Source organism: Proteiniphilum sp. (genome assembly GCF_040307845.1).
Classification (GTDB): domain Bacteria; phylum Bacteroidota; class Bacteroidia; order Bacteroidales; family Dysgonomonadaceae; genus Proteiniphilum.
Genome location: NZ_JAWRIS010000029.1, coordinates 17,231 through 30,986 on the forward strand (window position 1 = coordinate 17,231; position 13,756 = coordinate 30,986).

The following is a 13,756-nucleotide window of genomic DNA, read 5'->3' on the forward strand; positions in this document are numbered from 1 at the left end:
TTGTTAAATATATTGTTTCATGTCGTTAGTCGGCATCTTTCAAAATCCGCTCTATGGCTGTTTCCAGTCCTCTGATTTCTGAGAGTCCTTTCATCCGTCCGATCAACGGATAACCGGGATTCGATTTTCTGCGGAAGTCATCCAGCATTTTTTTGCCATGATCGGGTCTGAACGGGATTCTTATGTCGTCACGTCCTTCATTTTTCCGCCTGTATTGTTCTCTCAATAATAATTTTACAATCGGATACATATCAATATCTCCATCCAGATGTCCCGACTCATAAAAACTATGGTTATTTAAAAATCTCAGATTCCGGAGATGTGCAAAATGAATCCGGTCTGCGAATTTTTCGATAAACTGAAGTAAGTCATTGTCCTTTCCAGCCGCTAAAGACCCGGTACAAAAAGTAAGCCCGTTGGCGGGGGAGTCGTGATATGAGAATATCTGCTCAAAGTCTTCTATCGTACTGGCAATGCGGGGTAATCCTAACAAAGGGAAGGGTGGGTCGTCAGGGTGGATACATAATCGTATCCCATGGGTTTCGGCAACGGGTACCACTTCTTTCAGGAAGAAGGAAAGATTTTCCCTGAACTTGCCTGTACCCAATTCTTTGTATAGTTCTATCGCGCGAAGAAACCACTCTTTATAATCGTTTGTGTCTTCAACGGCACTATTGATAAAACCCTGTGTTACAATGATGATATTGTAGGCAAGCTCTTCTTTCTCCTCATCGTTCATGGATTGGTATATTTCGTTTGCTTTCCGGATAATATTTTCCGGATAATCACCGGCTGCATCCTCTCTCTTTAATATAAACAGGTCGAAAGCCGCAAAGGTATGATAATCAAAAAGCATCGTTTCGGTGCCGTCGTTGTCCCTATAATGGAGGTCTGTCCTTACCCAATCCAATACCGGCATGAAATTATAGCAGATTGTTTTGACCCCACATTGGGCCAGATTAATCAGGGAAGTTTTGTAGTTTTCTATATGCTTATCCCTATTGCCGGTTCCCAGTTTTATGTCGTCAGAGACAGGAAGACTCTCCACAACACTCCATCTGAGACCTTCGTGTTCAATCATTTTTTTTACCGGCAGGATATCATCCACATGCCATACAACTCCCGGTTTTATATGATGTAAAGATGTGACGATACCTTCTATACCGATCTGTTTTAAATCGGACAAACCAATTGTATCATTCGTGCCAAACCATCTCCATGTCTTCTCCAATAACATAATTCCTATATTTTACTTCTTTGAATATAAATGGATTCCCAGTATACAAAAGTATTTACAATAATTCATCCGTGCCAAATTTTATATTTGCAATTATTAATACTATATTTGCGTCAAATTATAGGGCTATGACAAAAATAATGCATGAGAAGCTGAATCTTAGCAGCGGGTCACCCATCAAGATAAAATGGTGTGACTATGATTATTTCAAGTTTCCCTGGCACTTTCATGAAGAGTATGAAATTGTGTATGTATTGAAAAGTACGGGTACCCGTTTTGTAGGGAATAATATAGAACTGTTTTCAGATGAAGATCTGGTGCTGTTGGGAAGCAGTGTCCCCCACATGTACAGAAATGATATCCAATACTATCAGAATGATCCGAAATACAGGGTAAATGCTGTCACTCTCCAGTTTTCCAAAGATTTTTTCCAGTATTCACTGCAACGATACCCGGAATTTTCCAAGATAAAAAAATTATTGGAGGATGCCCAATATGGCATTTATTTTGAAAAGGATGCCAATAAGGCAATACGGAAAAGGATGACAAAGGCACTTCGACTAAGTGGGCTTGACCTGCTTTTGGAGACAATAAAAATTCTTTCCCTGATGAGCCATTCCCAAGAAAAGAGGTTATTAAGGGATGAAAACGAAGATACTTTTATAAATACCCAGGATGATGATCCCCGCATAATTAAAGTGAAGGCTTTCCTGCACCGTGAGTATACAAAGTCAATTACACTACATGATATTGCAGATATCGCGGGGATGAATATAAGTGCATTTTGTCGTTACTTTCTGGAAAAAACGAGTAAGACCTGTTTTCAATATATCAACGAACTCCGGATCAGTTATGCGTGTAAATTGCTATTGGAGAGAAGACTGACAATAACCCAAATTTGTTATGAAACAGGATATAATAATATTTCCAACTTTAACAGGCAGTTTAAAAAGGTGATGGGTTATACGCCTACAGAATACATCCTGGAGTTTAATAAGGCTGTCTGAATACATTTTCCGGTTATCAGAACTATTTCTATGTTTTTATAAAAATTCAAAATTAATTTGTTACTTTGTAAAATAATTGCACTTATTCTTATTTATTCATTCATTCACATGTTTGTGTTTATCACATATCAATAAAATTGACCCTATATGCAACGGAAAATTCGCATTAAGGATATAGCGGAAATGGCCGGCGTTTCTGCCGGAACGGTGGATCGTATACTCCATAACAGGGGGAATGTTTCAGAATCGGCACGTATAGCTGTAGAGGAAGTGCTGAAGAAAGTAAATTATAAGCCGAATATCCATATCTCCGGATTATCTTTAAAGAGAAAATATAAGGTGGTAATCACTACCCCCCATGTAATGAAAGGGGAATATTGGGAAAGTATTCATTCGGGTATCCATCATGCATTGGAGGAGTTTGAAAATATCCGGGTACAATGTTTGATATATACTTACAACCAATACGATATTTATTCCTGCAGGGAAGTTTATGATCAGGTAGCGCAGACGGATGCCGATGCAGTCATTATCGGGCCTACTTTTAAGGAGGAGACTGTCCGTCTGACAGAACAGCTGGATGAAAGAGATACCCCCTATGTTTTTGTAGATTCTCCTTTAGAGAATACAATGCCGCTCGCTTTCTTCACTTCCGATCATTATATTTGTGGTTATCTGGTGGCCAAGCTGATAACCTCTATCATTCCAACAGGTAGTGATATCGGGATGTTACAGGCTGTAAGGATAGGAGACCAGAGTGCCAACACAAGTATATTGAGAAAGCAGGGTTTTAATGACTACCTCAAGGAGAAGCATATCGCCAATAGCGTACATAAAATACCTTTTACCGCCATGGAACCGGAAAAGTTCGACCAGCAGTTGAGGGAGTTCTTCCATGACCGCCAAAAGATTGGCGGGGTGGTGGTCCTCAATTCCAGGGGAGGGATCGTTGCCGATTATTTCGCTAAAAACGGAATCAATGATATCCGGTTGGTTTGCCTGGATCTCACGGCTTCGAATGTAAGAGGGCTGAAAGAGGGATATATTGATTTCCTGATCGGACAGGAGCCGGAACATCAGGGGTTTCTGGCAATGAAGACAGTGATCGAGTACCTGATATACCGTAAACCGGTAAAAGTAAAGAACTATACACAACTCGATATCCTGACTAAAGAGACGATCGGTTATTACAACCAGTTCAATTTTATGTCATGAACATCATTCTTTCCCAATCTACTTTACCTTCGTTCAATTTGGCTGCAGAAGAATACCTTTTTTCAAAAGCGGGAGAAGATTTTTTACTGTTATATGTCAATGAACCGAGTGTGATTATAGGATCCAACCAAGCGGTGCTGAATGAAGTTGACCAGGATTTCTGTATAGAACATGACATCCGGATTATACGGCGATTGTCGGGCGGCGGGGCTGTTTATCATGATCTTGGCAACCTGAATTACAGTTTTATCCATGGCAAAACCGGGGAGCCGTTGAGCGCCCGTTTTCTTGATCCGGTGGTGGAGACACTTCAGGCATTGGATATTCCCGTTGAAGTAAGGAAACGGAAAGACCTTTGGCTGGAGGGCTACAAGATATCGGGAACTGCATCCCATCTTTCTAAGGGAAGAGAAATACATCATGGTACGCTGCTTTATGATACCGATCTCCGGATGCTCTCGAAGGCATTGAATCCGGAAAAGAGGGATCTGGTAAGGAAGGCGACCGCTTCGGTACCCAGCCCCGTAAAAAACATCCGGTCATACTTGCAGGAAAGAGGGGAGGGGTTCGAATCAGCACAATTTTTCCTGCAGTTTGCCCTTCAGATGGGGTTAGTGATGGGGACGGACCATATTGGTTCTTTTGAAGCCCATGAGGAAGAGGGGATACGAAAGTTGCAGGGAGACAAGTATATACAAAGAGACTGGAATTACAGGATGTGAGGGGCGCGTTGTCCTTGCGGAGATCCATACAATCGTCCGTGCCAGGTTTCCCTTTCCCGGAAATGTTTCACTATTTTTTCTGTCACCACATAATTTTTCTGACCCCATGCGGGTGCGATCAGCAGTTTTTCCGGTGATTGTGACGTGAAGCGTTCAATGTAAATCTCCGGCTTCAGCCGTTCCGCAAAAGAGACGCACAGATCGATATATTCATCCAGTTCAAAGATGTGAAACGATTCGGGTAATAACCGGAATTCTTTTGCCATAGCTGTTCCTCTGATGATTTGCAGTTGATGCAGCTTCAGTGTTGTGAGTGGAAGCCGTGAAAGCATATCGGCATGAGAGAGGATATCCTCCGTGGTTTCACCCGGAAGCCCTAAAATCATGTGAGCTCCTGTTATAATATTCCGTCCGGCGGTTTCCCGGATCATCACGGCTGATTCTTCATAAGTATGCTGCCGGTTTATCCTTTCCAATGTTTTATTCAAAGTTGATTCCACCCCGTATTCCACCATGACAAACGTCTTTTTGCTGAGCGCTTCGAAATAATCGAGCAGCTCAGGAGGCATACAGTCGGGACGGGTACCTACGATCAATCCTACCACATCAGGGTGGGAGAGCGCCTCTTCGTATTTGGAGATAAGGGAATCCAGGCTGTCGTAAGTATTGGTATAAGACTGGAAATAGGCGAGGTATTTCATCTCGGGGTATTTGTGTGAGAAGAAATGAATGCCGTCGGCCAGTTGTTCCGGGATGTTCCTGGTCGGTTTGCCGTAACCGGGGCTGAAACTCTGGTTATTGCAATAGGTACATCCGCCGCGCCCTTTACTGCCATCACGGTTGGGGCAGGTAAAACCGGCGTTGACGGATATCTTTTGTACTTTATAGGGGAATTTTGCAGAAAGAAATTCGGCAAAATCTCGATATGGTTTGTCGTTTGAAAACACGCGTTTTATATTTATTATATGAATTCATAACGTAAAGCCGCTCATAACAGGAGTGCTGATTTTAATTCCCCTTTTAAACAATTACAGGAATAAAATGTTTTCGGGAAGGAAACAGGGGTTCGGCGCTTAAATAACGGGAATATGGCTCACGCCACATTCCCGTCCGGTCATTTATATTAAAAAAAGTAGAGTTGATTACTTTGAATAAGATTCCCATATAAACATTATATGCGTTTCATTATTTTGAATCACGGTCAATTCATCTTTCTTGTTGACCGTCTCTTTTTCATAATTCGAAACCCTGTTTGTCCCATTTCTCACAAAGGTAGTCTGTTTATAGCCGTCAGTTTTTATGGCGGCATTTACTTCATCCGAAAATGATTTCACCAGACCGGTCTCTGCTCTACTCAGCGTAAGCATTTTTTGCCCTTTATTTATCCATTTCCCTTCTTTCTTGTCTATGTCCGATCCGTCATAAATGTATTGGAAGCGTACATCTTCCATATATTTATCGAACAATTTTTCCACCTGTTGAGCAGATGCCGCAGCTGAAAATGCCAGCGTGATAAGCATAATTGAAAATAATTTCTTCATAATGATTTGAATTTTACTTATGGGTTATTTGTTTTTATATCCTCTATTTTTTGTGCTGTTTCCCTTAAAATTTTCCTGGCGTTGAGTTCCTCTTTCATATTTGCTGCTTCACGGAAAGGCTGATAAGAATTTTCTACGATCTTTTCCGCTTCTGCAAACATGTTCTCGGCATATTGCCGTGCTTTATGTGGATTGGAGATCTTTTTCCCGTTTACAATTACTACATATTCCCTATTTTGATCCTGCAAGGGGTTAAAGGTCGAGAGTGTGATAGCCAAAAGTGCTACAGCCGCCGATCCTGCTATCCAAATAATTGTACGACGGGTAAAGGAGAGCCTTTTTGTATTCTTTTCCGAAAGAGCGATTCCCGGCGCTTTTATCTGTCTTTCCAAGTCAAAAACGGCAAAAAGAGGTTTGTATATTTCATGTTCGGGCAATATGCCGGTCTCATTGAAATAACTCTTCAACCTTTTCTCTTCCTCGGTTGAGGATGCGCCGTTGAAGTATTTCTCGAGCAGATTATCTATATCGTTCATATATTGTATTTTCTTTCTGTTGGCTGTGCATGATCATATCGCGAAGTTTTTTTCGTGCTCTTGAGAGGTTTACGGTGACGGCATTCTCCGTCATCGACATTATCTGGGCAATTTCCTTCAATTCCATCTCTTCCACATCTTTCATTCGTAGAATGGTTCGTTGCATTTCGGGTAATTCATCAATCATTTTAGCGATGTGGTTCATCATATCGGATTGTTCTACTTGTTGATATGGGGTGGGGGCGTTGTATTCGGTGTCCGCCGGAATTTCGAGTGTATGGATTGACTTGCGTAGCATGTCAAAGCACAGATTCCGCATCGATGTGAGTACAAATGCCTGATGGTTGGTGATAGCATCCAGTTGCTCGCGCTTTTCCCATAGGCGTGCCATCAGTTCCTGTAACGCATCCCTCGCATTACCTTCATTCTTTAAGATCGACAGTGCCATCCGATATGACTTATCGGAGAGGCAAAGGATCTGATATTGGAACTGTCGGACATTCATATACTATATAGACGGGATAGTGCCGGATTTCTTACATCAGCCGGCGGATTTCTTATAAAAAAAAACTGCCCGGGTTTCCGGACAGTTTTTACTCTATGTGGAAAAGTAATCAATTACTCTTTTTCTGTTGCTTCCTTAGCACCGGCAGTTTCAGTTTCGGCCTGGGCTTCCGCTTTGGGCTCTTCTGCTACCACTTCTTCAGTTTTTACTTCTGCTACAGTTTCCGCAACTTCAGGAGTTTCAGCTTTTACTGCTTTTGCAGTTTCCGCAACTTCAGGAGCAGCTTCCGTTTTCACTTCTTCCGCTTTTGCTTCCGCTGCTTTAGCTTCTTTGGCAGCTTCTTCCTGTTTCACCTTTTTGTTTAGTGCTTCTATCTTTTGGCTGTCGAGTTTTTCTTTTAGTGCAGCCAACTCTTCGATATCACCCAAGGTGGTTTTCTCCATTGCAGGGATGGCAGCGGCTGCTTCGTTTCCGCTTTCTTTCCTTCCGCCGGAGCGTTTGTTGCTCTTCTTTCTGGAGTCATCGGCCAGATCTTCGTGGATACGGCTGTGAGAGACAATGATGCGTTTGGCATCTTTATTGAATTCGATTACTTTGAATTCCAGTTTCTCATCCAACTGGGCCTGAGAGCCGTCCTCTTTTACCAGATGCTTGGGAGTCGCAAATCCTTCCACGCCATAAGGCAGTGAAACAACCGCGCCCTTGTCGAGCATTTCTATAATGGTACCTTCATGGATAGAACCTACGGTGAAGATGGTTTCAAATACATCCCACGGGTTTTCTTCCAGTTGTTTGTGGCCAAGGCTCAAACGACGGTTTTCCTTGTCGATGTCGAGTACCTGTACTTCAATAGGAGCACCGATTTCGGTTATTTCGCTCGGGTGTTTGATCTTCTTCGTCCATGAAAGGTCGGAGATATGGATCAATCCTTCTACGCCGTCTTCAATTTCAACGAATGCGCCGAAGTTGGTAAAGTTACGCACGGTAGCGGTGTGCGTGCTGCCGACAGGATATTTCTGTTCGATATCTTCCCATGGATCGGGTTTGAGTTGTTTGATACCGAGTGACATTTTGCGTTCGTCGCGGTCGAGCGTCAGGATGACTGCTTCTACCTCTTCACCTACATGCATAAAGTCCTGTGCACTGTGGAGGTGTTGTGTCCAGCTCATTTCTGAAACGTGGATCAATCCTTCTACGCCCGGAGCGATTTCTACAAATGCACCGTAATCGGCAATGACCACCACTTTTCCTTTGACGATATCGCCCACTTTCAGGGTTTCGCTCAAAGAATCCCATGGGTGCGGGGTCAACTGTTTCAGACCGAGTGCAATACGTTTTTTCTCGTTGTCGAAGTCGAGGATTACCACATTGATCTTGTCGTCCAGTTTCACCACTTCATCCGGGTGCTGGATGCGTCCCCATGAGAGGTCGGTAATATGTACGAGGCCGTCCACGCCACCAAGGTCGACGAACACACCATAAGAAGTGATGTTCTTCACGACGCCTTCGAGTACCTGTCCTTTTTCGAGTTTCGAGATAATCTCTTTTTTCTGTTGTTCGAGTTCCTCCTCAATAAGGGCTTTGTGCGATACAACCACGTTTTTGTATTCAGGGTTAATTTTTACCACCTTGAATTCCATTGTCTTATCAACAAAGATGTCATAATCTCGGATCGGTTTCACGTCGATCTGTGAACCCGGGAGGAATGCCTCGATACCGAATACATCCACGATCATACCGCCTTTTGTGCGGCATTTGATGTATCCGTTAATCACTTCGTTGTTTTCAAGCGCGGCATTGACACGATCCCAGGAGCGTGAAGCACGTGCTTTTTTGTGAGAAAGGATCAATTGTCCTTTTTTATCTTCCTGGCTTTCGATGTACACTTCTACTTCGTCGCCCACTTTCAGGTTCGGGTTGTATCGGAATTCATTCATCGAAACCACACCATCGGATTTGTAGCCGATGTTTACAACCACTTCGCGTTTGTTCATGGAGGTAACGGTACCTGTCACGACTTCCTTGTCATTGATCTTGTTCAAGGTGTTGTCGTAGCTTTCGGTAAGTTGTTGTTTGCTTTCTTTACTGTAGGAATCACCTTCAGCATAGGCGGCCCAGTCGAAATCTTCTATGGGAGCCACATTGTTTAAATTTTCTGTCATTTGTTGTGAAATAAATTTCAATTAAATAAGTGAGACATTATGTTGCTAAAAAAACGGTGCAAAGGTAGTTGGTTTTTTGGTAATTACCAACTATTTCGACAAGCGATTGCATAGACAAAACTTATTTTGACTATGTTGAGTGAAGAAATAGTCTGACTTTAGTGAACTCCCTGCACCATTAATTTTTTAGTTTATATAAGAATCTGTTCTGAATTATAAAAACAACTTCTTAGTATAAGGCTATCGGTTCATTCGACACGGGGCTATCGGTCCGTTCGATACGGGGCTATCGATCCATTCGATACGGGGCTATCGGTTCATTCGATACGGGGCTATCGATCCATTCGAGATCGGATTGGCCGGAATCTGTTGCCTGCCGGAAGATTACAGTAACAGCCCGTTTTGTACTTCCTGCCGTATTTTGAGGCCGGCGATTTGCTCTACCAATCTTAGTCCGAAGTCGAACGCCAGTCCGGGACCTCTTCCTGTAGTGATATTGCCATCGACCACTACATTTTCGCCTGTTGTTTGTGCACCCGTCAGTTCTGCTTCAAAACCGGGATAGCAAGTTGCCCGTTTGCCCTGAAGCAGTCCGAGGCCGCCCAGGACTATGGGAGCGGCGCAGATGGCGGCTATCTGTTTTCCTTCGTCGTTGAATTGTGTAATCAGCTTTTTCAACGCTTCATTTTCGTTGAGGTGTTTAGCACCCGGCATTCCACCTGGTAGCACCAATACCTCCACTTCCGAGAAATCGGTTTCCTGAAAAATTTTGTCAGCAATGACCGGTATATTGTGCGCACCGATTACGGTTTTGTCATTCGAAATGGATATGGTTTCAACCGGTATCTGCGCTCTTCTCAAAATGTCGACGGTGGCGAGCGCTTCAATTTCTTCAAAACCGTTTGCTAAAAAGAGGGCTACTTTCTTCATGATGGTTGTTTTTAGTGAAACTTAAAAATACCTTCCTTTGTAGGGAGGGGTAATCTTTTTTTAGTGGTTACCCATATTATTTAGTTGAGATTAAATCGATAGGTAATAGTTCCCTGTTGATTATTGGCAGAGTTGATCGCATTAAACTTCGTCCTTCGCGCAGCTCGTAAAGCTTCTTCTCGGAGAGTGGCACTGGGTGTATTTGTGCCGCGTCCTATTTCCGTATGGATCACGTTGCCTGCAGGATCTACTGTGATATTAACAACGACGGTACCATAATCGTTCACGGTGTAGTTGGGTTGCCCTAACCCGCCGCTTCCCAGACTCCGTCCTCCCAGGTCGTAGGAGCCTATCCCCCCTGTGCCGGTAGGAGAACCTTGTGTAGCGTTTCCTGTAGATACCCCTTGTGTGCCCTGACCCTCCGTATTGCCACGACTTCCCGCACTCTCTCCGAAGAGTCCCGACATTTGTTGGTTAATTTCCCGCTTGCGCGCTTCCTCTTCTTTGCGACGTCGTTCGGCTTCCTCCCGCGCCTTTCGTTCAGCCTCTAATTGAGCCTTTCGTCGTTCTTCTTCCCGTTCTGCTTCCACGTCGATGGTAGGTTCCGTGGTCTGGGTGATTAACGGTTCGGTCGGAGAATAGGGTGGAATTTCAGGTGAGGGAGTAGGGGTAGGTGTTATCTCCGTGAAGGGGGCCTCGGCAATCCCGAAAGCTTCTTCAGTGGTCCCGAACATTACCGGTATTCCTTCCAATTCCTCGGGTGGAAAAGATAATGTGAAAACAGAAAATAATAAGATAAGGAAGAGTAATATCGCAAAAATTACTGTTCCTATTATGCCTCCTATTTTTTCTCTTGTAATCATGTTTCTGACAACTGAATTGATGTATGCTTAACAGGGCGCTTTTATTCGTTCCTGTACCGTATCATTATTTCTTTGAATAATTCGGCCGTGGTGGGCGGCGTATAAGAAACTGCATTGGTGCCTGCTTCAATTACCTTTCTGATAGTCTCATCGGTCTTTCCGCCCGTGGCAATGATGGGAATATCATCATTTATATCCCTGATCTTTTTTACAATGTCTGCCGTTTTTTCCGCTCCTGAAACATTGAAGATATCCACTCCTGCTTTGATACGTTCTTTTATATCGTCTTTCCCGGACACGATGGTAATGATGATCGGAATATCTATTTTCAATTTCATTTTTTCAATCGTGTCGTTTTGGGTGGGTTTATTCAATATGACACCCAAAGCTCCCTGGAATTCCGCATCGATAGCAAGTTCTATGCATCTCTCCCCCGTGGTGATACCTCCTCCCACACCGCAAAATATCGGTTTATCAGCTGCAAGGATAAGTGCATGCGATATCAACGGCTGAGGTGTAAACGGATAAACAGCTATAATCGCATCGGCATTGGTATTGCGGATAATAGCGACATCGGTACTGAACAAGAAAGACTTCAACGACTGTCCGAAAATATTGATTCCCGAACAGGTGTCGATAATTTCAGGAACCCTTACTATATTTTTCCTGAGTCTCCCGGGATATGACGGAGCCTTTCTCATTGTTTGTTCCTTAATTCGGACGTGTCATCAGTACCATTTTAAATTGGTTCTGATTGGCAATATCCAATACACGGACTATCTCCCTATAAGGGACGCTCTCATCGGCATAAAGCGCGACGAATATACTGGGGTCGGCTGTATAGACCGATTGCAGGAAAGGCGTGATAGCTTCGAAAGATACCTGCCGTTCCGTTTCATTGGCATTGGCAACATAGTAATTGAGATCCTTATCGATGGTTACCCGCGTGATGGGCTTTGCCTGTGTCTGTTGCTGCGAACGAGGCAGCAATACCTGTATAGAGTTAGGCACGACAAAGGTGGAAGTGATCATAAAGAATATGAGTAATAGGAAGATCACATCCGTCATGGACGCCATGCTGAAATTAGTCTCTATTATAAATCGTTGTTTTAAAGCCATAAAACTAATCTGCTAATGAATCAATTTGCCAATGATTTTATTGTTATTCGGCTTCGCCGTTATTCACTCGCTCTGCTCGTGTCATTCGCACTTCGTGCGTTATTCGTGCTTCGCACGTAATTACCATTGAATAACCATTGAATAACCATTGAATAACTACTGAATAACTACTGAATAACTATCGAATAACCATCGAATAACTACTGAATAACTACTGAATAACCACTGAATAACTATCGAATAACTACTGAATAACCACTGAATAACCACTGAATAACTATCGAATAACCATCGAATAATTATGCTGCCGGTTCATTGAGGATATCCATGAACTCCATAATCCTCATTTCTAGCCTATTTACAATTCCCTTGATCCGGGTGGTAAGATAGTTGTAAGAAAAGAGGGCGATAATTCCTACGATAAGACCGGCAACGGTAGTTACCAATGCTTCGTAAATACCGGCGGAGAGTGTGGTTATACTCACGTTAGCTCCTGCATTTGCCATGCTCATAAAAGCATTCACCATTCCGGTCACCGTACCAAGGAAACCCACCATGGGAGCACCCGATGAGGACGTGGCCAATACCGGCAACCCTTTTTCCAGCTTGGAGATTTCGATATTACCCTGGTTCTCAATGGCAGACATTACATCGGCCGTGGGTCTTCCCAGTCGGGAAATACCTTTTTCTACCATACGGGCAGAGGGCGTGTCGGTACTGCGACAAAGTGCAATAGCGGCATCAATTTTGCCCTCATGGATATAATCTTTGATACGATTCATAAAAGAATCATCCTCTTTGTTTGCTTTGTTGATGACCAGTGTTCTCTCTATAAGCACATAAATAGTCATCAGTAGGAGAATCAGGAGAACGATCATCAACCAACCGCCTTTTAGCGCAAGATCAAACGCATTCATCGTGACAGCTTCGGTCTCGGCAGTAGCTACTTGCTGCATGGTGTCATAAATTGCCTGGGCAGTATCTCCCGGCACCGGTATTTGCAATAAATTCATTTCACACGACTATTTTATATTTTTTGCTCTTCACTCTTCTCTCTATTTTCGGATAAAGATAGCTAATTTGAATAGTTAAACTTCTTCCGGCGACTCTTTTAAACAATTTTTATACGCTTTTATTGTTTCTTTCAACCCCATGTAGAGTGCATCGCTAATAAGCGAATGACCTATTGATACTTCTTTTAGCCAGGGGATATTCTGGTAAAGATAAGCGAGATTCTCCAAATTCAGATCATGCCCCGCATTCACGCCCAGTCCAAGGTTCTTCGCCAGGGTAGCAGCTTCAATAAAGGGAGCGATTGCCTTTTCCTTTTCTGCCCCGTACGCCTCGGCATAGGGTCCGGTATAGAGTTCAACCCTGTCCGTACCGATTTGTGATGCCATCCGTACCATTTCGGGACTGGCATTGATGAAAATAGAGGTGCGTACCCCCATCGTCTGGAATTCGTTGACTACATCGGCCAGGAAATCTTTATGTGTAACGGTATCCCATCCGGCATTGGAGGTAATAGCATCATGTGCATCGGGCACAAGCGTTACCTGTGTGGGCCTGATCTTTCTGATCAGCGAGATGAACTCGGGAGTGGGATTACCTTCTATATTGAATTCCGTATATACTTTTGACTGTAAGTCAAAGACATCGGTATAGCGGATGTGGCGCTGATCGGGACGGGGATGTACCGTAATCCCTTCTGCGCCGAAGAGCTGGCAGTCTGTAGCCACCTGCACTACATCGGGGATATTTCCGCCGCGTGCATTCCGCAAAGTAGCTACTTTGTTTACATTTACACTGAGTTTGGTCATAAAAAGAAAAAAATAAAAACCCGTAGGAACTTTCAAATAGGCAAAATTTTGCCATCTTTGTAAATCAGATACAAAAGTAATACGAAATAACCGTTTTGC

General features: G+C 43.4%; 15 protein-coding genes. 3 read left to right on the forward strand and 12 right to left on the reverse strand.

The window, feature by feature from the left end:
* Positions 1 to 25: 25 nt before the first annotated feature.
* The gene (uxuA, locus tag ABV001_RS07310; RefSeq protein WP_352422186.1) at positions 26 to 1,237 is read right to left on the reverse strand and encodes a mannonate dehydratase; all 1,212 of its coding nucleotides are present in this window, start codon (positions 1,235 to 1,237) and stop codon (positions 26 to 28) included.
* Between the two features lie 128 nt (positions 1,238 to 1,365).
* Between uxuA and ABV001_RS07315 the strand changes: the two genes are divergently transcribed.
* From ABV001_RS07315 to ABV001_RS07325, 3 genes are all read left to right on the forward strand, one after another.
* Complete coding sequence (locus tag ABV001_RS07315) at positions 1,366 to 2,244, forward strand: AraC family transcriptional regulator (protein ID WP_352422187.1); 879 nt, start codon at positions 1,366 to 1,368, stop codon at positions 2,242 to 2,244.
* Between the two features lie 147 nt (positions 2,245 to 2,391).
* Entirely contained in the window at positions 2,392 to 3,459 is a 1,068-nt protein-coding gene (locus ABV001_RS07320) for a substrate-binding domain-containing protein (RefSeq protein ID WP_352422188.1), read from the forward strand.
* Positions 3,456 to 4,181, forward strand: a complete 726-nt coding sequence (locus ABV001_RS07325) for a lipoate--protein ligase family protein (RefSeq protein WP_352422189.1) — start codon at positions 3,456 to 3,458, stop codon at positions 4,179 to 4,181. Before ABV001_RS07320 ends, ABV001_RS07325 begins: the two co-directional genes overlap by 4 nt.
* Here the strand turns inward: ABV001_RS07325 and mnmL are convergent.
* The 11 genes from mnmL to ABV001_RS07380 form a co-directional block, all read right to left on the reverse strand.
* Positions 4,169 to 5,128 carry a tRNA modification radical SAM protein MnmL/YtqA gene (mnmL, locus tag ABV001_RS07330; RefSeq protein ID WP_352422190.1) on the reverse strand — a complete coding sequence of 320 codons (960 nt, stop codon included), beginning with the start codon at positions 5,126 to 5,128 and terminating at the stop codon, positions 4,169 to 4,171. The two genes, ABV001_RS07325 and mnmL, sit on opposite strands and share 13 nt — an antisense overlap.
* Positions 5,129 to 5,323: 195 nt before the next feature.
* Positions 5,324 to 5,722, reverse strand: coding sequence for a hypothetical protein (locus tag ABV001_RS07335; RefSeq protein ID WP_352422191.1), 399 nt, complete (start codon positions 5,720 to 5,722; stop codon positions 5,324 to 5,326).
* Between the two features lie 17 nt (positions 5,723 to 5,739).
* Positions 5,740 to 6,258 (reverse strand): PG0215 family putative anti-sigma factor, encoded by a 519-nt coding sequence (locus ABV001_RS07340; RefSeq protein WP_352422192.1) that lies wholly within the window; start codon positions 6,256 to 6,258, stop codon positions 5,740 to 5,742.
* Complete coding sequence (locus ABV001_RS07345) at positions 6,242 to 6,763, reverse strand: GFO_1088 family ECF-type sigma factor (RefSeq protein ID WP_352422193.1); 522 nt, start codon at positions 6,761 to 6,763, stop codon at positions 6,242 to 6,244. Before ABV001_RS07345 ends, ABV001_RS07340 begins: the two co-directional genes overlap by 17 nt.
* Positions 6,764 to 6,876: 113 nt before the next feature.
* Positions 6,877 to 8,925 (reverse strand): 30S ribosomal protein S1, encoded by a 2,049-nt coding sequence (gene rpsA / locus ABV001_RS07350; protein WP_352422194.1) that lies wholly within the window; start codon positions 8,923 to 8,925, stop codon positions 6,877 to 6,879.
* 384 nt (positions 8,926 to 9,309) lie between these two features.
* The gene (locus ABV001_RS07355) at positions 9,310 to 9,855 is read right to left on the reverse strand and encodes a DJ-1 family glyoxalase III (protein WP_352422195.1); all 546 of its coding nucleotides are present in this window, start codon (positions 9,853 to 9,855) and stop codon (positions 9,310 to 9,312) included.
* An 80-nt stretch (positions 9,856 to 9,935) separates the two neighbouring features.
* The gene (locus ABV001_RS07360; protein WP_352422196.1) at positions 9,936 to 10,718 is read right to left on the reverse strand and encodes an energy transducer TonB family protein; all 783 of its coding nucleotides are present in this window, start codon (positions 10,716 to 10,718) and stop codon (positions 9,936 to 9,938) included.
* A 41-nt stretch (positions 10,719 to 10,759) separates the two neighbouring features.
* On the reverse strand, positions 10,760 to 11,419 hold the full coding sequence (locus ABV001_RS07365) for a beta/alpha barrel domain-containing protein (protein WP_352422197.1): 660 nt from the start codon (positions 11,417 to 11,419) through the stop codon (positions 10,760 to 10,762).
* A gap of 10 nt (positions 11,420 to 11,429) precedes the next feature.
* Positions 11,430 to 11,837, reverse strand: a complete 408-nt coding sequence (locus ABV001_RS07370; RefSeq protein ID WP_323425864.1) for an ExbD/TolR family protein — start codon at positions 11,835 to 11,837, stop codon at positions 11,430 to 11,432.
* A gap of 299 nt (positions 11,838 to 12,136) precedes the next feature.
* Positions 12,137 to 12,793 (reverse strand): MotA/TolQ/ExbB proton channel family protein, encoded by a 657-nt coding sequence (locus ABV001_RS07375; RefSeq protein ID WP_352422198.1) that lies wholly within the window; start codon positions 12,791 to 12,793, stop codon positions 12,137 to 12,139.
* A 132-nt stretch (positions 12,794 to 12,925) separates the two neighbouring features.
* Positions 12,926 to 13,657: a pyridoxine 5'-phosphate synthase gene (locus ABV001_RS07380; protein ID WP_352422199.1), complete on the reverse strand. Its 732-nt coding sequence runs from the start codon at positions 13,655 to 13,657 to the stop codon at positions 12,926 to 12,928.
* Positions 13,658 to 13,756: the final 99 nt, after the last annotated feature.